Annotated in this window: 18 protein-coding genes and 1 pseudogene; 1 reads left to right on the top strand and 18 read right to left on the bottom strand. The window is 42.4% G+C overall.

What is annotated here, in order from left to right:
• Positions 1-227: 227 nt before the first annotated feature.
• Complete coding sequence (locus PSI22_RS06655; RefSeq protein ID WP_273579087.1) at positions 228-1664, bottom strand: NAD(P)/FAD-dependent oxidoreductase; 1437 nt, start codon at positions 1662-1664, stop codon at positions 228-230.
• A gap of 432 nt (positions 1665-2096) precedes the next feature.
• On the opposite strand from PSI22_RS06655, the pseudogene PSI22_RS06650 reads away from it, so the two are divergent.
• Positions 2097-2198: pseudogene (locus PSI22_RS06650) on the top strand (fructose-bisphosphate aldolase class-II family protein); the annotation flags it as partial.
• A 3-nt stretch (positions 2199-2201) separates the two neighbouring features.
• Here the strand turns inward: PSI22_RS06650 and PSI22_RS06645 are convergent.
• The 17 genes from PSI22_RS06645 to PSI22_RS06565 form a co-directional block, all read right to left on the bottom strand.
• Entirely contained in the window at positions 2202-3149 is a 948-nt protein-coding gene (locus tag PSI22_RS06645) for a hypothetical protein (RefSeq protein ID WP_273579086.1), read from the bottom strand.
• 201 nt (positions 3150-3350) lie between these two features.
• Complete coding sequence (locus tag PSI22_RS06640; RefSeq protein ID WP_273579085.1) at positions 3351-4511, bottom strand: YwqJ-related putative deaminase; 1161 nt, start codon at positions 4509-4511, stop codon at positions 3351-3353.
• 244 nt (positions 4512-4755) lie between these two features.
• On the bottom strand, positions 4756-5739 hold the full coding sequence (locus tag PSI22_RS06635) for a hypothetical protein (RefSeq protein ID WP_273579084.1): 984 nt from the start codon (positions 5737-5739) through the stop codon (positions 4756-4758).
• A 126-nt stretch (positions 5740-5865) separates the two neighbouring features.
• The gene (locus PSI22_RS06630) at positions 5866-6156 is read right to left on the bottom strand and encodes a LysR family transcriptional regulator (RefSeq protein WP_273579083.1); all 291 of its coding nucleotides are present in this window, start codon (positions 6154-6156) and stop codon (positions 5866-5868) included.
• A gap of 317 nt (positions 6157-6473) precedes the next feature.
• Positions 6474-7355, bottom strand: coding sequence for a Pvc16 family protein (locus PSI22_RS06625; protein ID WP_273579082.1), 882 nt, complete (start codon positions 7353-7355; stop codon positions 6474-6476).
• 82 nt (positions 7356-7437) lie between these two features.
• On the bottom strand, positions 7438-9525 hold the full coding sequence (locus tag PSI22_RS06620; protein WP_273579081.1) for an ATP-binding protein: 2088 nt from the start codon (positions 9523-9525) through the stop codon (positions 7438-7440).
• Between the two features lie 36 nt (positions 9526-9561).
• Positions 9562-11223 (bottom strand): contractile injection system tape measure protein, encoded by a 1662-nt coding sequence (locus tag PSI22_RS06615; RefSeq protein WP_273579131.1) that lies wholly within the window; start codon positions 11221-11223, stop codon positions 9562-9564.
• 10 nt (positions 11224-11233) lie between these two features.
• Positions 11234-12502: a tail fiber protein gene (locus tag PSI22_RS06610; RefSeq protein ID WP_273579080.1), complete on the bottom strand. Its 1269-nt coding sequence runs from the start codon at positions 12500-12502 to the stop codon at positions 11234-11236.
• Positions 12503-12551: 49 nt separating this feature from the next.
• Positions 12552-15464 (bottom strand): baseplate wedge protein, encoded by a 2913-nt coding sequence (locus tag PSI22_RS06605; protein ID WP_273579079.1) that lies wholly within the window; start codon positions 15462-15464, stop codon positions 12552-12554.
• Positions 15457-17643, bottom strand: a complete 2187-nt coding sequence (locus PSI22_RS06600; RefSeq protein WP_273579078.1) for a baseplate J/gp47 family protein — start codon at positions 17641-17643, stop codon at positions 15457-15459. Before PSI22_RS06600 ends, PSI22_RS06605 begins: the two co-directional genes overlap by 8 nt.
• Before the next feature lie 90 nt (positions 17644-17733).
• Entirely contained in the window at positions 17734-18165 is a 432-nt protein-coding gene (locus PSI22_RS06595) for a contractile injection system spike tip protein (protein ID WP_273579077.1), read from the bottom strand.
• The gene (locus tag PSI22_RS06590) at positions 18162-18584 is read right to left on the bottom strand and encodes a GPW/gp25 family protein (RefSeq protein WP_273579076.1); all 423 of its coding nucleotides are present in this window, start codon (positions 18582-18584) and stop codon (positions 18162-18164) included. Before PSI22_RS06590 ends, PSI22_RS06595 begins: the two co-directional genes overlap by 4 nt.
• A gap of 10 nt (positions 18585-18594) precedes the next feature.
• Complete coding sequence (locus tag PSI22_RS06585) at positions 18595-20211, bottom strand: phage baseplate assembly protein V (RefSeq protein ID WP_273579075.1); 1617 nt, start codon at positions 20209-20211, stop codon at positions 18595-18597.
• A complete protein-coding gene (locus PSI22_RS06580; RefSeq protein ID WP_273579074.1) occupies positions 20208-20897 on the bottom strand; it encodes a CIS tube protein in 690 nt (229 codons plus the stop codon). Before PSI22_RS06580 ends, PSI22_RS06585 begins: the two co-directional genes overlap by 4 nt.
• The gene (locus PSI22_RS06575; RefSeq protein WP_038202106.1) at positions 20894-21076 is read right to left on the bottom strand and encodes a DUF5908 family protein; all 183 of its coding nucleotides are present in this window, start codon (positions 21074-21076) and stop codon (positions 20894-20896) included. The genes PSI22_RS06580 and PSI22_RS06575 overlap by 4 nt, the downstream gene beginning before the upstream one ends.
• Complete coding sequence (locus PSI22_RS06570) at positions 21073-21531, bottom strand: phage tail protein (protein ID WP_038246066.1); 459 nt, start codon at positions 21529-21531, stop codon at positions 21073-21075. Before PSI22_RS06570 ends, PSI22_RS06575 begins: the two co-directional genes overlap by 4 nt.
• A gap of 15 nt (positions 21532-21546) precedes the next feature.
• On the bottom strand, positions 21547-22755 hold the full coding sequence (locus PSI22_RS06565) for a phage tail sheath family protein (protein ID WP_273579073.1): 1209 nt from the start codon (positions 22753-22755) through the stop codon (positions 21547-21549).
• Positions 22756-22779 lie beyond the last annotated feature (24 nt).

The raw sequence follows: 22779 nt of genomic DNA, 5'->3' as shown, positions 1-22779 counted from the left end.
ACACGGACTACGCGCCGTAACCGAAGCGTACACGTCGCATGTGAGGGTTTTGAGTATAGCTCAGGTTAAAATGACAAATAAAATAATCTTAATAGGATGGGATCTTAAAATAAGATGGCAGAGAGGTATGCGGCCAATATTGCGATGCATCTTTATCAGAGAATGATAAAGATGCTCGCAGCGCATTTAGGCGGATATTTTTCATGTCCCAGATGGTTTCCGGCGACTTATTTCTTCCAACAACGGTAGTAATCACGTAGCCGCTTTGTTATCTGCTCATCCTTGCAAGAGAATGCAACCAAATCTGGGGGAGGCGTATAGATATCATCAATAGATTCAACTTGTGCACCATAACTATTGAGTAAAGATTCATAGATTAATTCATCCCACCCTGGTTTAAGATTCCAGATAAATTCATAACCCATCGCTACCGTTTGCTTTGCCGCTTCCGAAATGGTCATATCTCGGCTGAGCCCCACTAAAGGCCGACGAATAGGTGTAAAATCCGCCAAATCAATCTCCAGATTAGGTAGCCCCATGAGTGCATTCGCAACATAATCCGCTAAAAGCGGGGATTGATGCAGGCCATCCCGGTATGTACCCGTTACAAGCCACAGCCCGTCTATGCCACACGGCCCAATCAATGGAAAACCATCCGCAGAGATGGGTCTGTTACCCACCTGAATGGCAAGGATCTCTGATTCAAACAAATCAACATTTAACTGGTTGTAAGCGCACTCCAAAAGGAACTGTACAGTAGCAACTGTCGCATGTGTACGAGGCTGGTTGGATAAAAGGTTAGTCGCGCCGACGTAGAGAACACCATCACTACGCGGAACACAATGTAGCCCACAAGCAAATGCCCGATTAGGCGTACGAATCACGGATGTCGGTAACTCATCGGGATTTTTAACTTTGAGCAAAACAGACACCCCATAGCCGGCAAAGAGCGGTGGAATTTTCTGCACGATAGAAGTCTGGTCTGATAATATATCGAGGGATTGCACACCTGCTGCAATAATCACTTTATTTGCGGTAAAACGGACTCCATCGACAGTTTCAACGCCCACTATGATTCCATTTTCTGTGAGAACGCGTTTAACGTTGTTATCGACGATTTCTCCGCCTTCCCGGAGCAATGCAGCATCCAACATTTCAAGCAATAGATGGGAATTAAGGGCATGTTCTTCTGGAATATAAAGCCCTTTAAGCGAACGCGCCAAATCGTTAGGTTTCATTCCCTTAATCGATCGCGGCTCAACAACTTCATAAGGCTCATTATATTCACGAAGAACACTCTCTATAGCATCATAATTAACACTATCAACAACCTCCATTCCGGCGGTATTAAGAATGACATGAGTCCCTTTTGCGGTAAACAGAGGGCGGGTATCTCCCGAAGATGCGGCCAAACGCTGCGCCCATGTTGACCAGCGATCCTTCGCGATACGGTCCATTTTGAGTTTCAGTTTTCCATAATCGCTCGCAATAAGCCCACTGGTCACTTCACCAAAACAACCATTCATTGCCCCTGCGGCTCTCGATGCCGCATTGCTACGATCAAGACGCCCCAACCTGCATACTTTCAATTGGCGACCAGCAAGTTCATAAGCAATTGAACCTGCAATAGCGCCAGATCCTACCACAATCACATCATAGTTCATCGGTTCTATCCTCTTCACATGCGCATTGATAGATAAACGCCCCTAAAAATCTTTAGGGACAAATTAGAGATGATTTTCTGACAGCTAAGTTATGGAAAATACTTCCGTTATGTACTTATTCTGGCTTTAAGGAGATCAGGTTAGATTTGTTTATGATAGTGACTATATCAGGTGTATTTAATCTAACAGAGGGTTTTAAGATTAGTCAACCGCAATATAACGCTTACCGAATAGACATAAAAATCCATATATCCATATATCCATATATCCATATATCCATATATCCATAAGTGTTTATGTGGTGTTTAGCTTTGATCTGATATCTTGAAAGCAAAAAAAGCGCCTCATGCGCTTTTTTTGTAACTTGCAGATTTTGATAAAAATCTATCATCCTGAATTTGGAGCGGAAACGAGATTCGAACTCGCGACTCCAACCCAGAAGGCGCAGACAAACCTAACAAAAAATTCTACGATCCACGTGCTTGGCTGTGTGCGGCTCAGGTTTCCATGACCGTTCGTCCAGAACAAACTTAAAATTCAGCGATATCTGTGTTTAGGTTGATAGCTACTCCATTTAGTGTCAGCGAATATTTCGCTATGGGGTACGGCTTTCCCATCTCGCCAAAATTTTAAATTTTCTTTCACTTCTTTAGTATCTTTATGGCGATATAACCAGCGTAATTCGCTAGATGTTATACTTGCACCATGACCTTTTTTTGATATCACCGTATCAATATCATCGCCAATGGTATCAACCAAAAAATGAACAGGGGCTTTATTCACAAAGAGTTGATAGTCTAAACCGGCTTTACTTGTTTTTTGCCAAAGCGGCACTGATGTCGTTATTGAAGGATTATTAATTAGTTTGGTTATAAGTTCATTATCATTTTTAACATTGTATTTAGGATGTTCTGATAAAAAATCTCTAAATCCAATGACACGCTTGTAATCATGCACCTCTTTTTTGATACTTTTATCAGTAGCATATTCCCTGGGTTTACTGGCATCCCAAGTCGCATTTGTGATGTCATTTTGTATCAGTATATTTCTTTTGGTGTCATTTTTTTTTCGAAAATATTGCCTGAACCTAGAAAACACGTTACCTGAATTAGCTGTAGATTTACTCGTGCGTTTGAAACCGACTTTTGCTAAATCTGCTAAAGCAGTAGCTCTGGGATTATCTAAACCATACAGAATATCTCCTTCTTTAAATTTATGCATGAGGAGTTGTGTTTCTGTTTCTTGTAGTGAATCAGGTGCTAGAACTTTATCCCGCCAAGGAGAAGAAATAGCGTTATATGGATATGTCATCATCCGCTCAGGGGCTTTTGGTTTATTTCTTGTATATTCTCCGCGACTCTCTTTATTCTTCTCAGATAATTCACTCAATTCATTCGAGTAAGCTCCCAATTCCGAATTATCATGATAAGAAGATCCGTTTTTTGAATTAATATCTTTATCATTAAGGTATGTAACATTTGGCATATAAGATCCTACTATTTTTTCTTCTATAATAAAGTCCAGATTAATCTGCACCGTTTTCTAATAAACTCGCTTAAAAACCGGTCATTTAATGAAAGTCATAGGGTAAAACAAATAAATTCAGCAAACTGAATAATATCTTATTCATCTGTATAGATAACGGTGTGACTGGGGTGAGTAAACGCGGCTAACAAAAATGACGGTTTATTCACTCAATGACTGGGAACGATGACGTTTTGAGCGCTGCGCAGAAAAATTGCTGCCTGCGCTGCCTACCATTCCCGTGATGACATTAGCGGGCGACTGAATAATCCCAGAACAGTTATGACAAGCTGGGAAATCGTTTCCTGCATTAGCCGTGGTAAGTCGTTTGGTAAAGATTGATGACTGAAGCATTGCCCTGGCATAACGAGCTGGATTTAAGGGGGAAGAAGACTGACCGGATGTCTCGTCCGATTCAATAAATACCTTATTCAACGCCTGTACTTCAGCATGCAACCCAGCAATACCCGCCATCGTCGGCAAAATATTTCCGTTATGTGCGATATGCTCTTCAACCAGACGTTGAGTCATCGGGTGCAGCGTTTGCCCACTTTTTTCATACATGCTTTTTAACCCCGAGATAAATTTACTGGTGTCCTGTACCTGATATTCATTTGCCATGTTATTTCTAAATTCATCTTCTATGTCATAGCTGCGTTTGCTTTGCCAGCATCCCGCAGGCCTGTTTATCTCAATGGTTTTCTGAGGCAGCAGTTCCACACCAGGAAACAATTTTCCAGGGGCCAGGTTTTGTTTTTTATCCTTAAAGTTAACAAACTCATCTTGATAGGAGCCGTTATGCAAGTAGCCTGCATGGGCAGCAAAGTCTTTTAATGCATTTTTGGTATATTTTTTCATCCCCGGTGATTTTGTCTTAGGCGTTTTTTGGGATTCAGTGAGGATTAAGTCCGTTTTATTTTGGAATGTCGTCATCTCCTTAGAAAAAAACTTACGTTGATAATCAGCGGCTACTTTCTCTGTATCTGGTTTATCAAGATGCAAAACATCCAATACCGTATTCAACCCTTGCTTGTTAACACTATCGCCAACATTGATACGATTTTCTCCTTGAGCATGCCAAGAGGAGGAAATGGCGTTATATGGATATGTCATCATCCGCTCAGGGGCTCTTGGTTCATTGCTTGTATATTCTGCGCGACTCTCTTTATTATTCTCAGATAATTCACTCAATTCATTCGAATGAGCTCCCACTTCCGAATTATCATGATAAGAAAATGCGTTTTTTAAATTAATATCTTTATCATTAAGGTATGTAGCATATGGCATATAAGATCCTACTATTTTCTTTTCTATAATGGTCATAACTCAGTCCGTTCAGTTATTTTTGGTGATTGATTAGATCGCAAAAATCGGACTGAGCTCCCTTCATATGAACGATTATATTGAAAATTCATTTATACATAAATCGCAAATATATAACCTTATTCTCATATTATCCAGATGGGTATCGTCTGGTGCAAGATTACGCCCAGCCTAATATCATTAGGCCAAGAATATGATGGAAAATGGCAAAATTATCATGAAATAATTACTGTTCTCTATTTAATCACGAAAGATTTTTCACTTGTTTATTAATGCTACTAATTCTATTTTCTATTTTGTTTCTTGCCCTAGCCATTGTATCTAATGTTAATTTACTTCCTTTTATTTTAGCGGAAATCCCAGGAAGACTCATTCCACTATCACCATAGTTTTTACGCATAAACGTGACTGCATCAGAATGACTTTCACTTAGAACCTCATGAATATCATGAGTAACATCTAATATATGCTGGGCTTTATCATCTCTCAGCAGTTCTGATGATCTATCATGTGATACAGCGAGATCGATAAGTTCATATGCGGGAAATTTTATTGGGCTGATTTGACCCACCAGTGTTGATACTGCCATGCTGCCACCGGTGACATATCGATTATCTTTGTTAACTTTCTTTTTAATTGCATTAGTGATAGGGTTTTTATCATAATTATTGATCGCAAATATCATATTTTTTGTCTTAGGATAAGGATGTGCTATCTCTAATTTATACTTTAACTTGTCAATAGCTATACCACTAAGAATACTTAATCCAAGCCCTGATAATAAACCAACCCCCATACCAACTCCCGTGCCAACCATAGTTCCAACACCCGGAAATACTGCGGTTCCAATAGCTCCTCCAACCGCTCCTCCAATCGCTGTACTGGCTGCGCTCGATCCTGTACTTAACCCAGTTTGGAGGGCGGAAATCCCCATATTTTTAGCCATATTAATTCCTGAGGATTCTGGAGAGCCCATCGCTTTTAAACTCAAATCCAACTTTTTCAATTCTTCTTTGACAACAACCATCCATTTGTAATAATCGGCAATATTTTCTTTCCAAAATTTATATTCTTTAGCTTGATCCAAGCTAACAGAACCGTTCCTAAACATATCATTCGAGTCCCAGCCTATGTCTGATGTAGCGCTGTCTCTATCCTCATCAGTAGAGTGGCTTGGCTGTACTGAACGAATATTTTCTTCTGCTGTCTTTTTAAAATCGAAAGGCATGTTATATTTCCTTTTTAATCCGGCAATTAGCGGCAACAAGATATATGAAATATCATTCCATAAATACTTAGAGTAATTATGTTAGTAGAAGTTTTACAATTTCCGCATTACATTAAATCATTATATCTATTTTTGATAAACGGAATGATAGGGTGATTTATGATTCTTGTAATCATTTTCAATATTTTCAAGTTGCTCACAAATTGATGAAACTTTATTATATAAACACTCTCCTTCTTCTGTTAAAACTAATCCTTGGCTTTTTCTTTGAAAGAGTTTGACACCTAATGAAAACTCCAGCTTTTTCAAGCTACGACAAATGGGTGACTGTGTAATAAATCGCTCCTGTGTTGCTTTATTTATTGATTTATTCTTAGCTACAGCAATAAAGTTTAATAATTCTTTTGAAGTAAACATCTGAACTCCTTTTTTAATATGGTAGAGTTTTTCTAATATGATAGAGCTATTCACTAGCACTATAAGCTGTTAATGAATTTATTGAATTTTTACCTTCAATACCTTATTTGACTCAGCAAATTAGCATAATACGATCATTGCTGAGGCGACAATCATATATAGACATCAGTATTTGTCAACGATTGAATATATAAATTATTTCCCGTGAAAAAAACTATTTTCTTAAATAATAAATACTAATTAAATAACAATTGAATGTTAAAGCACAATAATAAATCAAAATCATTATTCATAAATTTTATTTAAATAACGAAAAATCAAATCCCAAAAAGATTACCTGTTTCTATCTTTTCAATATAGATATTGCAACCATTGATTGTAGTAATAACCACACTATTATTTCCCCAGCCAGATAATATTTTATTAATATCTGTCAGATATTTCTTATGTGTAATACCCGAGACAGACAAAGATAGCGTCATTTGTGTCAGATTGTCTTGTGCAATATTGGTTGGAACCGTGAATATTTCCACTTTGCTCAGCGCCAACCTAATATCATCTCCCTTCCCTAATTCTGTAATAAGTCGTTCCCGTAAAGCATGACTTATTGTTTCTTGGCTAAGTGATGTAGTTTGTTCCACACTGGAAGAAACATCAATAATCTGAGTTACACTATCTTGACCATTGTTTAGACTAATAGGAACTGTCACTGAATAATTCAGAGAAAGCCGTGGGCGATTACCCAATGCCTGCCAAAAATTACCCAGGCTGTTTAAATTTTCTTGTTGTGGAATGATTTTCGTATATGCACCGGGAATACCGGTTAATTGGCGATTATTAATCAATGCCTCCAAGACTTGTGACATCACACATATTGCCTGATTACAGGGTTGGCTATCTGGGCTGCTGCCATCCGATTTTGGGCCGGAAGATTCCCAATAAGTAATCAGATAGTTGCATTTAACATTGACCCAACCAGGCAATAATTTTCCGGCAGAGGCATTAAACCCTCTTGATTCTGCTGAACGAAGTTGCAAATCTTCATGGATATCATAAAGAAAAACACTGACCGTCGCCTTAGGCGGCACCGTATTCACCTCAGGTAGGTCAAAACGAATCTCAATCTCTTTATTCAGATACTTGCGCAGCATAGTATCCATTGCCTTATTGACATCAATAATAGTTTGCGTTTTTAACATAATATCTCTCTTAATTGATTATTGTGATAACTTTTTGGTAATAAGTTTATTTAATATTCTGATATTTTTATTACTGTGATTTTTAGAAACTTAATCGCCCCATTTTGGCTAATTCACGTGCCAATGCAATTTCGATATTTTCGTTATTAATTTCGTTATTTCCCTCCCCTGCGGCAAAAAATGAAGACAACAAAGCAATATTGCGGATATTCGCACCGGTCACGCTGGTTCGTTGAGCTAATTTATTGAAATCTACATTCTGTGATACTTTTATATTTTTAGGCCAAATTGCCTGCCACATTTCCTTACGGATGTTTTCATCCGGGTAAGTAAAGCGAGTGATAAAAGTAAAACGCCGATTAAAAGCACTATCCAAATGGCTGCGGTTATTGGTGGATAAAATAACTAACCCCGGGAAGTTTTCCAACCGTTGCAGTAAATAAGAAACTTCGATATTGGCATGTCGGTCTTGGGCATCTTTGGTTTCACTGCGTTTACCAAACAGGGCATCCGCCTCATCAAAGAATAAAACACCCGCATCCTGTTCTGCCAAATCGAAAATACGGGATAAGTTTTTTTCCGTTTCACCGATGTATTTATTCACAACGGTAGATAAATCGACTTTTATTAAATCAACACCAATACAGTCAGCAATAACCTCCGCCGCCATCGTTTTGCCAGTGCCTGAATCACCATAAAACAGCGCGCTGATACCGGTGCCATAGCCAATTTTATCTTTAAACCCGCCCGCCAAGATCTGTTCCCGATACTTAATTGCCATCAGTATCTCCTGTATCTGTTGAGCCACTTCATCAGATACCAGCAAATCCTTTAATGAACGCTTAGGGGTAATGCGCTGCGCCAATTGGCCGAAATTTTGCTGGGCACGTAAATTGAGTGCCTTGCGTATATCACATTGCTGCAAAATACCTAAAGGCTCCCGCTGCTGCTGATAAATCTTCGCCTCTTGTAAAATCAATGGCAGGGTTTCAGGGTTAAACGCGTAGCGCTGACTTAAGGTGATAACATCAATATCTTCTGAACAGTTATCCGGTAAATTGGCCGTTAATAGTCTGTTTTTTTCCACCGATGTGAAAACGGGCATTTCAACCAATAATGTCGAGATCTTTTTCAACCATACCAGTGGGGAGTACGGTTCGACCAAACAGACAACCCTTAATTCAGGTTGATTCAATAACGCTGACAGGGAATCCAGTAGCTGTTTATTTTTCTCGGCTAATAAGCAGAAATTCCGTAATAATAAACAAGCTCCACGCATACGGGTTTCCCGCAAAATATGCTTTATCTGGAGAAGTGTTGTTTTATCATCGCTGTCAGCCAATTTAGCGATATCCACCCATAGCGTTTGCCGCTTTTCCGACGCCATCATATTGGCAACGGCATGAGCTCTGGCACTACCGGCCATGCCCCGTAATAAAACAAGGGGTCGAATATCATCATGGTCAGATAATAATAGGTTACCCAATGCCTGTTTTAAACCTACCGGATAACTACTGATCTCTGTGGGTGTGATCCACTCAGCGTAATGTTCTAAAGCCGGCGCAATATAATGATGCCCAAGTAAAAAATGATACACGCCGCTGTCAGTTACAAAAGAAGTCTGGAGCCAGGTCAAGGTTTTTTGACGGCTATCGACGGATAAGAGTTGGCAGCCAATCAAAGGCGCTCGGTGTAGAAAACTGGCTTGCTGCGCCTGTTTCTCCAGCGCCGAGTGACAAAACAGCTCCAATGCCAGCGCAAAACAGGGGAGCCGAGACTGTTGATCTCCTTGAATCAGTGCAAACAGGCGATAATAGCGGCTATCGAAATGAGGCAATAAACCTAACAGCAACACATCTCTTTCAAAATCAGTCAACTCAAAACGGGCAATCAGGTCAGTTAATCGGGATGCCACGGGGTTCACTGTCTGGGGTATTGCCAAATAATCATCATTGACCCAATGAGGTTTACCCAGCGGTTTATCCAGTCTGGCTATGACGTCTTCTTCACTTAACAGAAATTCATCGAGGAGGTCACTTCGCTGACCGGTTATGCAATGGAAATGGTATTGCAATACCAGATCTATGCGTTCCAGTTGGCTAAATAAAAATGACAGATCACGGTCATTATCTTGCTTAAATGCATCAGAGAAAACAGGTGCGATATTCATAAATTTTTACTCAAACTAAATTATTGAGGTCAAGGGTTATAACCACGTCATCGTTATTGGTTGTTTCAACCAGCTAAAACTCGCCATATTAATTGGCCACGGCCATTCGCTTATCAGCGCATCATAAACTTCGGGTTTAATATGGATATTTGTCATGCCGTTTAGCTCACTTAATTCCCCGGATCGTTGTAGAAATAAATAACGTACATCATTTACCCCCATTTTTTTCCAAGCCGGAAGTTGTACGATGGTTTTTTCCAGCCATTGACTGATTGCAATTTGCTGTTCTGGTTCTGGTGTATGCCATAGCGCGTTGTCATTGATGGGGAGGCCGCAAATGATTTTATTCAGCGTCAGCCGCCATGCGGGTATTTCATCCTCAGCCCAAATCAGCCAGTCAAGTAAACAGACGGCCTCTCTTTGTGCTTCAAGGCGGGTAAACCGATTTTGATCCAATAAATCAAAGGAGCGGAAAAATGTTGGTAACAGAGGCCATAAAATCATACAACCGGCATTGCTGATGGGTAAAACCGACGGTGATAATTGGGGATGAATAGTATTATCAGAGCCATGCTGTATGGGTAATACCTGTTCAGGTGGTGCTGATTTCAGTGCAACTTTATGTTGATCCTCATTTTGTAAGATTGGGTGTTTTTGCTCTCCAGAATTCTTAACCAAGCCATAATTCAGTTGTACGGGATTTATTTGATGATGCGTTTGCATGGAATGCTGTGAAAACGACTGCGCTACACCCATCAGGATATTGGTTTCCAAAATATCTGGTGTTAATGGGCTATTGCCATTTCCCGTGACACTTTTCACTGGTGTCAGATTATTTATATCTTGTAATGCTGTTTTTACCTGCTGTGTGGCATTTATATATCTCATCTGATGCAGAAGATAATATTCAGCCGCTAAACTCAATTTTTCTGGTGTCACTTTTGTGTTTATGATTGTCTGCGAATTAACACATTCAGATGTTGTTGTTTCAGTAAATAACTGACAAAGCATACTAAGAACGTCTGGCGGGCAGATCTGAATTAAGCGACTTAGCCCTGTAGGTTGTAAACAGTGTTTAGCTAACATAGGCAACCATTTCTGTGGCTGGTGGTTAACATGTTCTATTAACCAATAACTGAATTCAACATCTTTTACCTGCTGCCGTAAATCAGGTGATTTCCAGCTACCATGCTTTAAATAATTATCAATATTCTCTAACACAGATTGTTCTGAATATAAGGTTTTGGATGTCATAAAATAATATTGAGATATTGATGGAATCTTACTCATGGATTTAACTTTCCTTGAAGCAGATAAATCATTATCAATATTTTGTTTTATATTTTTCGTGAAATCATGAGTTTTGTTTTTTAATTCTCTTTCCAGTCGACAGATAAATTGCTGTTCAAAATTTTCGAAAGTTATCTCTCCAAGATCTAAAATTATTTTTTTAAATAAAGAACCATTCTTCTGTATTGACCATTTTCCCACCTCTTCATTAATTAAATGACGTAGTTTTGATTTAAATAAATTAGAACATTTTTCAATTATTTTATCACTATGACATTTTTCCATTTCAAGTACGATAGATAATTTATCAATCACACTTTTAAAATTTATTTTGTGATTTTTTTTCACAATAATAGTCGCTTTACATTCTATGATTGGGTTTAATGGGCGAAAAATATAAACGCCCATTTTCAAAAAACTATAATTTCATAATAAATGCTAAAATATAGTAAGGTGGAATAACATTTATTGAATGATTATGTGACCCAACGGAGACATTAGTACTATGGGAATGACCATTTCCATCTCCTTCAGAAGAAGTATAAGCATAAACTGGACTACTACTTGTTTCAGCAAATAAATTTCTTCCATTGCCCCCTGTTGCTTGAAAATCATATATCGAATTTTGGTTATCTATTTGTCTACTAGATACTCCTGAAGAAATAGAACTATATTTAAATCCTGTATTTCCATGATAAGCCATTCCACCAGTATGTTTATGGCTAGGTATTTGAGATAAGGTTAATTTTGTATCATTTATTTGAACACTGACAGAACTTTTTTTATCATCAGTTGTTTTACTATACGTTTTATTATTACCAGAACCTGATAATGTAGCATTATTTTTAGAGTTTCTGTCACTGAATTGTCCACCCAAAATAAATCGATCAATTAAGTTTGGTGTATCATTATTTCCATCACATAATGCCCAGCCTTGTGGTGCGCTACTACCAGAAAACATCACAATCATGCCTTTTGGCAATACCTTGTTAGGATCGATAGCAACCCCATTAGTATCTACCTTAATACCATTACCCGCTTTAACATAAATACCTGATGAACCATTACCAATACCGCCATTTGCGAGAGTATTTACATCCAAACCTTGACCACCCACCTTAACTCCCCAACCAACAGCAACTTTTATTCCTGAGTTATCAACGGTGATAGTAGAATTAGCCGATTTCGCTGCCAACGCACCATCTGCGCTAAATTGCAACCCATTGCCCGGTTTTATGGCGATACCACTGGCATCAACAGCCATACCTTTATTGCTCGCTAATTTTACAGCAACATCATTATTGTTAACCTTTATGCCACTTCCTTCACCTACACATATTCCATTGTCTTTATTTACTAAACCACTGCCTAAGTCTACAACCAGCACATCATCATTCAAAATTAAAGGACTATAACCTTTATCATCATATTTCGCATTTATTTTTAGCTGCAAAAGCCCATTTCCAGCCAAATGCATGCCTAGTGCTGGGCCATTTTGACCTGGTGCCAGCCCAGTCGCCTTACGTCCAATATTGGCAATATCAATTAATGTATTGAAATCGGTTTGCAGGGGAATACTGCCCTCTTTAAATTTTTCCTTTAATTGATCAATACCTGGCCCAAATGCTTTTGATTCAGATAATGTTGGTTGTTCTTGTACAGTTGCAGAATAACGCTTCTCTTTCATGGTCAACTCCATTAAATATATTTAATTCAATATGGTTAGAAATAACTATTTATTCTTTCTCGTTCTCTTTAGGAACATAGAATAATTCATTCTGGGTTATCTTATCGGTATACCATTGTTCTCCATTCTCACCGACAACTTCTTCTCTCTGATTAGGCGTCGCAATACGCATTGTACCAATGCCTTTTAAGGCGGAAGGTAATTTACCCAGCGTCAGACTTTCCAAAATGGAATAAGCCGCATCACCCAGTGGAGCACCATTATTTTGCCAATGCTGATAGGTATTGCCTAAATTTAAAAACGGTTCCCGATCCATCCAGTGAATAATCATAGAAATATGAGCAGGAAATTCAGTAAGAATCGTTTCCTTAACCCATTCTTCTAATTTATACGGGTCAACACCGGGTATTTTAATTAAATCACTGTTTACCACCACGCTAATAACAAATGAGAAACGGTCAGTTCTTTCATATTCTTTACCTGAAAAATGCCAACTGTATCGCCATGACTCTTCCGATACAGGAAAAGGTAATGTGGAATTATCTTTACGCTCAATAACCAAGGTGCCTTTGATGCGATCAAAGCTAACCACTTTGGCATACAGTTTCTCTGAATCCTGAGAATACTCCCGTGTTAAATTAATAACTCCAAAGTTCTTTGTCAGGGTAATTTCATTACCTACAGTAATCAAGGCAGGGAAAGGAGTTTGTGTTGTTCGGGTCAAGCGCCGTTGGTTTTCAGGCAATGGGCGGCCATTCTGGGATTGGTCGCTATCGTAGGCCAGACGGTAGTTCATATCTTCCATCCAGACTACGCTATTTTGCCAGAACAATTTTTTTGCTTTGGCAGCGGTCATCACCCGTTCCAGATTGTATTTCAGTTGAGAGCTATTACCCACGTCCAGCCAAAACTGATCCCCCTCTGTTTTAACTATCATTTGACCACGTACCGTAAATCGGTTTTTGTTCTGTTCGCCTTCATAGAGGACTAAATTGATCACCTGCCCTTGTGTCAGTTTGCCATTAATACCGGCCTGCTTAATCACCACATAATGCTGACCAGTTTGGCTCTCTTTTTCTTCTGTTACCGAATCTGGCTTCTGCTCTTTATCAAATTGGCTATTGGGTTTAATTGGCAGCAATGCCCGATGTTCCACCAGATAAAAAGGCAGTTTGCTCAGGTCAGGTTCCGGTTTAAACAGTTCACCGCCTAACCCCATGCGGGCAGCAATGCGTTTTTGTAGTGACGAGACTTGATCAATACGAATATTAGCCCGGTGATAAGTCAATATTGGTTGCTGCGCCAGATAACCCTGTTGCACTGCGCGGAAATCATCAATGGGCGTTGTAAAAGTACGGGGCGCTCGCTGGGTACCAAAATAGCCAAGCAGATAATTGACGATATCCAATTCATGATCACTGTTATGTGCGATCTGTTCTAACAACTTCTTTAACGCAGGTGCATAATCCTGATGAGCTTCATCATTGACAGAACCTGGCTTAAATGGCCATTGATCGCCCCAGACTTCATATCCTTCACGCTTAAAAGCCAACAATTTTGGCAGCATGGCAACTTGCTGGCAGCCGCAAGCCAACAGTTGTTCAAATGGCAGCAGAAACTGATGAAGTGACGATAAGCGCTGGGCATGTTTACTGTCAGATAAGGCAGATAAATCATGCTGTAACTCATAGCAAGCGGGTAGCGTATCGCTGACGGGAGAATAACGACCCACATCGCGATGCTGACCGTAAGCCAATACCACCGGTTTATTCTTAATCAGGGGGGGATTGGGTAAACTGTCTCGAATTTGGTTTTCATCAACCGTGACGCTGATCCCACCTTTGGCTACCACTCTCAGCGGGCCATCATGTTGTGCCAATTGATGGAGTGGATCTTTACCCCAAAGACGAGGGTAGTAGCCTTCTTTAATTGACCATGACCAAGCATCTTCTTTAGCTCGTTCAATCAGGGTTTTATCAAAGTTATCGTCCAGTTGAAGGCGATTAACGTTCTGAATGCCCTTAATCTCAAGCAACTTGTTAACCAGTCGGCTCAGATTGAGGGTGATCCGTTTGGTATAATCACGGACTGCCGGCAATTCAGTGATCCAGCCATGTTCCAATTGTGGCCCGTCAAAAATTTCATCATTGCGCATGCCGGCATCTTGCAGCGTTACCGTACTGAAACGCTGGGCCTCAGGCATCAGATATTGTTCTGCGGTAGTATAGACGGCAGCAAAAATACCCGGAACATCCTGTACCTTTACATCGTCATCCAGTTCAATATCCAGTAATAGCGGAAAATCAACCGGTTTTGACCAGATAATCTGACTGACAGATTCACCAATATTGCGGTTTTGGGTCAAAAAGTCTTTCAATTGTTGTTCGGCTGCTGTCAAGTTCTCCTGTGTCCGACGGGTCGGCTCCAGATAGAGCCAGTAATTTCCCCGCAGGGTAAACTTTTTCGCCTCTTTACTCTCGACAAAGCTATATTCCCTTTTGGTAGCATCATACCAATAGGTATAGCGGTGCTCTTCCTGCTCGCGTACCAATTGCACGTTACGGAACAGAAAATCCCCTTTATCCTGTTCTGACTCTGACTTTGTTCCTGCCCAGTCACTGCTATGCAGATCCAGCAACGCTTTACGATAATCATCAGTGGTTATAGGTCCACACGTCAGCGTATTGTGGGGGCCAAATTCAGCGGGGAAAATTCCGTCTTGCTGTTCCTGCTCATTGGGCGCAGGGGTCAGTAAGTCTTCCAAAGGAAGGGTATGGCGGTAAGCCAGATCTGACACACCGTAACTAAGCCCTTCCAGAAAGGTGATACCGGGATCGTGCTCCGCAGTGTCGCTCCACAGTTTTCCGGCCTGTTGCTCAACCACCTGATGAGCCTGTTCCAGCAAGGTATCAAAGTGAATATCGTCTTTCACACTGTGAAACAGTGCCTCTTGATTACTCATCGTTATTTCCTCGACATTGCAGCTTATCGTCTGCTTCCCAGACCAAAATCAGCACCTCATTATCTTTGGCTTCCACTGATGCGGTGATATCACTGCCTTTGGCGGCATCCGACCAACACAGTGTCAGACAAGTAACCCGTTCAACCAGTGGTTGCTGTTGGATGGCTGCCAGTAACTGGTAATAACTAATGCTGTTATTCAGCATGACGGGACGCTGCTCATCAACGCTCCAGGGCATATACGCCTCACTGAGTTGCTGTCGTAGCTGGCGATAGCCAAAATCTTCGTTAACATCCGGCTTAAACTTCACCGCGTAATTGATTTTCACATCAACATATTGGGGATTGCTGATCTTAATCTCTGCCCAGGGAGAACTTTTTTGCTGTAACCACCCGGCCATTTCTTGCAGGCGTGCCGGGTTGAGTACCGGACGAAATGGATCATCACTGTCGTTGTATCGGTTGGCCGGAATGATGGTCAGTTGCTGTACCTTCCGTGCCGGTACTCGGGTGAGTTCATCATCGCCCGGATACTTAACATCAAAGATGCTGACATAACGCTCTTTTAACAGGGTCGCCATATTGCCCCACGTCAAGGCGCGATTTCGGTGAGACAGATGCTGCGCTGTACGTTCAAAAAAGGCGTTATAAGATTCCGGCACGCGTCCACTCCATGACGGCCAAGGCTGGTTGATTGATGCCACCACAATGATCGGTTCAACCGGACGCTGAATGCTGCCGGCCGGCAAAGGCGTTAAGAAATGGTTGTTGTTGATGCTATCGGCATTGACCAATGTTGCTGTTATGGCGTTATAGATCAGGCCGCATAACCAAGGGTTTTTTCCCCATGAACCTTTGTGTGTAGGGATGACCACGACGGCTTTTAGCCAATAGCGTTCTGTTGGCATCTGTGTTGCTTGCTTGACAGCATCCACGGGCAGGACAACCTGCCAAGTGCCATCCTGATACAGATGTTGGGTTTGATCATTGACCCACGCATCCAGTGCAGCCCATTGATTATTTTGGTTCAAGTAATACCAGAAAACTTTTTCAGGTTGCTGTGGGGATTTCAATTTCCAATATAGCGATAGGGTTTGTCCCGGCTCTACGTCAGTGATACCAAGATATAAAGCGGGATTTTCTGCCAATGGCTCAATTTCAGAGCTATAACCAAAAGGAGTTAGGTGATATGTCTCGAATGCGGCCTTATCGACCGGGGTTTCTTGTACCTTAAGAGCTGTCACTACTGGCAGTGGTTGGCTGTCTTTGCCTTGTAGCCTGAGGACTGGCTGGCTGAAAACCAGATTATCCAAATCCTCCGGGGCAGTGATTGCGGGTTCTTTATCTGAAAGCGTTAGTGTGATTCCTTCTTTATCCACCTTCGCTGTCAAAGTTAGCCATTGATTACCGCTGCTGATCTGGGCGACCAGATTTTGGCTACTAACGTCTTTATCAAAGGTAATAGTAATCTTTCTTACCCCTTCCTCCATCGCCAGTTGTGCAGAGGTGATTAACACGCCGCCCAGCACAGGTTTATCCTGATCCGTTTCACTGAATAACCTTATCCCACCAGATGGCAATGATAACTGTGCCTGAGAATCCCACGGTGTCGCGGTAACCCATTGCTGTTTTTCTTTATTCCGTAACCAGTACAGATCACTGATATAACCACGGTTCGCCAACAAACTGGCATCCAGTGCATATTGCAGGACATTGCCTTGTTCATCTTGTCCCGCTTCAAATAAGGTGCCTTTAGTGAGTAGTTGCTCTATCACGGTGGCATTCAGCTCCACCGATAAGGCAACTTGATCAGGTTGTGCCGGACGGTGGGATAATCCCAAAAGCGCCCGATAATAAAGATTGCGATGTGCCGCAGGCAAGGTATTAAATAAGGATATTGGCGTTTCCAATAATCGCAGTACCGCTAATAGAAAAGCCTGATGAGGTAATAATTCCCCATTGAATTCGATTTCCCCCTGGTATAATTCTGCCAGCTTTTCCGGCGTATTATTCGCCATAAAGAAAAAATCATTCCAATATTTATCACTTTGATTAAAGGGAATTAATGTGGTGTACTCTTCAATATATTGGAGTAATTGCAAATTGGTGCGATTATCTAATTTAAAATCGCTCATCGGCACCAAGTTTGACAATTTATTATTTAACTCAGTTAATTTCATAATATCACCTGTGTTTATTTGGCACAGCGATTCCTCTGTGAATAAACATTTATTCACACCTTTTAAATTCTGTTTAATTCAACCAGTGGCTTAATTTACAGTGGCAAAATTCTGTTGGGTAATAAAACTGCCCTTTCCCGATGAAGGGCTTGGATAATTAGGGTCCGGTTGTGGCGTAGGCCCGGTATTATTTATGGCAGGCGATTCAGGCATAAACAGCGCCGTGAATTTCTGCCCCTTGATAATTAAAGCCGCGCCACTGGTACATTGAAGGGCTTGCTGGCTGGTATCCAATGCACTGATGGTAATGGTTCCTTTTCCCGGCGTTGTATGCGTTGCAGTGATATAGGTGGCAGAAACCCTGACCTGTCTTTCATCCCCCAGAATGCAGACTTTCTTTCCGTTCACCTGCGCATGCCCTGTGCCGCTGATCTTGCCTGGGTTGGGAACCATCACCTGCCGATTTCCAAAGCTGGGATCAAACTGTAGCATGTCTCCGTCCACCACAATGGCTTCACTCATACCGCCTCCATCACCCGACCTTCATTCAATGTCAGTGTTCCCTGCATATGCTGATAGATATCGCTTCCCCGCAGGCGATATATGATCTTCACCTGTAAAGTACTCTTGGTATTTGGGGCTTGACGAACTTGGATATCCGTAATATCAGCTCGGGATTCATAGCGTAATACGCTGTCATGGATACGGGATTCAATATCAGCCAGCAATTCATTGCGGATATTATCAAACATGAAATCATTTAACCCGCAGCCATAGTGTTCACGCATCAGGCGTTCTCCCGGCTCAGTGCTGAATAGAATGTGCAAACTCTGGCGCACATCTTCCGCACCTTCGGCCATCTTTACCCCTTTCTCAAGGGAAAAAGCCGGAGGAAAAGCCCAACCACGACCATAGAGTTGTGTCAGTATTTGGTTTTCCATTGTTCACCTTTCACTGGGTAAGATTAATTTTGGCACCCTTGATTTCAACACTGTTTTTGCCCGATATCGCCACGGATTTATCCATCGTGGCATTCATGGTCTGTGCTTTCAGTGTTAATTCTTTTTTCGTTGTCAGAGCAATATCTTTATCTTGCTGGAGGGTTATTTGATTCTCTCCCGCATTGATTTGGATTATTTTCTCTTTGCCATTAATAAATAACTGTTGTTGGTTTTCACCTTTTTTAACCACCAAGACTTTTTCCTGATTATCCTGGCTCGGTTCTAACGGCGCTTTATTTTTCGGATTATGCATGGCACCGAGAATAACCGGATAACGCGGATCATTTTCAAAAAAACCGACAATTACTTCATCACCCGGCTCTGGATAAAAACAGAAACCGCTTTCGTGGCTGGCATAAGGTTTCCCTAACCTTGCCCACAGAAATTCATTCGGCCGATTTAATACTGGCAGAATAACCGGAATGCGGTTTAATGCCGCACTGTCCTGCTGATATTTCGCCACCGTCGCAATATGCAGTTCAGGGGCATCAGGTAACACCGGCAGATATTCCTGTTGCAAGCCAATATTCACGGTGGTTTCCCAACCCATTCGTCGGTTAAAACGATGGCGAACCGCAGTAATACTTGCCGTGCCGTCCAGTTGTGAACCAAATCCTGTCAGCTGAATATTGTCTCCCAACTGATAACGTCCATCGCCTTTCAGTAGGAACTCGCCCGTAACGCCGGAAATACGCTGATTGAGCAATAATCCCTGTGCCAGATAGCCACTTTCCTGTGTTGTCAGCGGGCTGCTGTAGCGAATATCCCAACTCTCTTTGTTCAGAGATGCCAATCTATCAGGAGAGAGCGCCGCTTTACCCACAGCAATACTGCCGTGACGCCCTCCCGACAACACTTGTTGTTTACTGATATCCCAGCCACTGACTTCCAGCGACGCCGGGTTAAGATGGTTGTCAAACTGCCAGCAGGCATCCTTGACGACGATATCTTTTTTCTCATCTCCGCGACTTTTCAGGGTATAGACGTGATTTGATTTCAGTGCCTCAGGTTGAACAAGCTGAACGCCTTCTATCGTCGGTAACAGCCACACGCCGGTTGCTGATAGCCGGCATAACAGAAAATGCCAGTCTGAACAGCGGAATTGCACCATCTGTTCATGTTTTTGGTCTAACGCCGCGATCCGTTCAAAATGCGCCTTGATACCCGCCTGATTCAACAGGGTGTTTAAGATCGATTTTTCGCTGCTGGCCTTAAACAGTTGTGAATGCTGGGTATCCACCATCAGTTGCAACCGATGCTTGACGACCAGAGTGAGCAATAATTGCTTATTTTTGATCTTCAATGTTTTACGGGTAATCAGACCGTTAAACAGCACCCATTTTCTGCCGCCGTCCGTCAATTCCAGACGCAGAGTTTTCCCTACCTGACAGTGAGCCAGTTCTGCCTGAACATCCTTTTGACTGAAAGAAGAGAGTGGCCTGTCCGGTACGCTCAGTTTCAGAGTTGCAGAAGGGATACTGTTAACCCGGTAACCGGTATCCACATCGACGGCGGCCAAAAGTGACAGTGCCCTGCCATCTGCAATAATTTTCAGTTGGTGGCTCATGATGCGTCTTCTCTGGTGGCCTGCAAGATTTCACCCGGGACAAATCCGTTAAGGTTATCCAGACCGTTTTGCCAAGCCAGTGTCAAATAATCCACCCCACCTGATAACGTCGATGCGGTACTGGCCGCCATCAAAGCCAGAGATACCCCATCCTGTACCCGTAATGCGATTTTCGCCGGCGATTTCAGGTTTTTTTCTGTTTCCTGCAATACCAGACTTTCATCCGCTACCAATGTCAGTATCACCCGCGCCCGCAAGGGAGTAGCATCACGATCAAACAAGGTGTAATTCACCGACAAGCCTTTAGCTCTGCCGGAAAAATAGCCGCGATTGTCCCAACGCATTTTGCCCCATTTAATTTGCAGGAATCGCGTTTCATTACTGGTGGCATCCACGCTGCAAAGCTGCTTAAGCTGCGTAAGTTGCGCTTCAACCGGGGTTTTGTTACCCGGCATGGTGGCATCAAAAATCAGCTCAAGTGATAACCCTGCGGGTTTAGCCTGCACATAAAGGCTGCTTTGTTTCTCGCTATTAATGGCTTGGGATTGCTGATAATCCGTCTGGTAATCCAGATGCAGGGAATCCGGGTTATACATGGCCTGCACAGTGCCTGCCCGTATTTTTCCTTCCCTGTCTTTATAACCATTAATGGTCAGTTTCGCTAAACCACGTTCAATCAGACTCATGGACGCCACCCTTCCTCATCGCGTAATGCGGCCAACACTTCGCGTTTAATTTTTTCAACCCAAGTTGCTTCATCCAGACTCTCCTGAACCAAAGAATGGCCTTGCCTTTCGGATTCAGTCGGTTGCGCTGATGAAACCACTTTTGCCTGAATGATTAATTCTCTGATTTCGACTGTCATACTTTGACTCCTAACCAGCACATATCCTGATAACGCAGTTCAAGAGTATTCACCAATATGGCGTTGCTGTTCGCATCAAAGTCGCTGGTTTGCCAACGTACCGGCAGCGCATTGCTGAGTGTCCAACTGGACAAGGGCAGTGAATTTTCGTTTAACAGCATCACCACCACATCGGCATAGGCGATTTTTTCACCACGTAATACGCGATCAAACATCCAAGTCAAAGGGGAAACCGTCATCACGCCACGTTCCAGCGTTAATGTGCCGTGTTGGATCTTCTCGGCCAGATAGTCATTGCGGGCATTTTCACCGCCTTGGCTATGCTGGGTCACTTGCAGTTCCCGACTGAGACCGGAAATGCGCTGAAAGCGGATATCCAGTGGATCGGGAATGCCATTAAAAATAAAACTCGCCATAAAACGGTGGGATACCACGGGTGTGTAATAATCATTCATTCTGCTCTTTCCTTCTTAAGACAAAAGCGCTCCCGTTTGGGTATCAAACACCAAACTGATCTCAATAAATTCAGCGGGATACAACACGGCCAAGGAGACTTTCATAATCATTTTGCCGGCACGGACATCCTCTTCCGTCATCGTCTCGTTTACCCCTAACTGCACGGTAAATGCCTCATCTTCCCGTGAACCATACAACCCCCCCTGCAACCACAATTGGCGTAACCAGTTGTAGCTTTGCCCCTTGCATTTCATCCAGGTCAGCTCGTTATTAGGCTCAAAGACATACATACGAGCCAGTTGCGCCAAATGAACAGTCACATAGGAAACCAGACGACGCGTTTGCAGGTAGCGCCACGGCGTGTTATCCGAGTTTTCCAGCGTGCGGCAGCCCCATACCCGTATGCCTTTAGCGGGGAAACTGCGGATCACATTGAGCGAGGTGCCATTGGTGTTAAACAGTACAGCTCCCTGAAGATAAGGTTTAACCGGCCGAATAACCTGAGACAACGCAATATTGGCAGGTGCTTTCCACACTCCTACTTCGCTATCCGTGCGCTGGATAACTGCCGCAATGGCGGCGGTGGGAGAAAGTACGATACCTTTTTGATTGAATTTATCCTGATAAGTGGTTTCCAGACGCGGCCAATAGGCGGCTCCCCATTGGCGATATTCTGACGATAAACTTTCCAGACATTGTTGTGCCTGTTTAACCTCATCCGGCGCATCCAGCAGCACAAAGAGATTGGCGCGGATCTGGCTCAGTTGCAGTAGTGTCATCCAACCTTGAGACCATAGATTCACTAAGGTTGATCCATCATCAATAGCGCTGTCATTGAGCCGGGCGATATCCGGTGCCAAAACCAGAGTAATCTGCGTTTCCCCGCCGATGGCTTCTCTTACCGCGTCAGAGCCTAATGCGGCCATCAGTATTTCGGCTTCCGCTTGGGTGATATTAGCCGAGGGCATATTGCCTTGCAGCGGCAAAACAAAAGCCTGTTGCCCGCCATTATCGAAATAGAGCCTGACCGCCAGCGCCATCAGATGATCATCACCAAATAACCGGGTATATTCCGCCAGATTGTTGATACGAACCGCAGTTTTTGCTTGCCGTAGATCATGGGCGGTATAGCCAATAAATACCGGCACCGCGCTGGGAATTTCTTGCTGACCCGTGGTGGTAATACTTTCTGTTAAGGTTACGCCCGGTTGAATTCTTTCCATCATCATCTCCTCTAAAGTGGTGAG

The sequence above is a fragment of the Xenorhabdus aichiensis genome, assembly GCF_028598775.1.
Taxonomy (GTDB): Bacteria; Pseudomonadota; Gammaproteobacteria; order Enterobacterales; family Enterobacteriaceae; genus Xenorhabdus; species Xenorhabdus bovienii.
The sequence above is the reverse complement of the archived record's forward strand: the minus strand, read 5'-3'. Positions and strand labels throughout refer to the sequence as shown.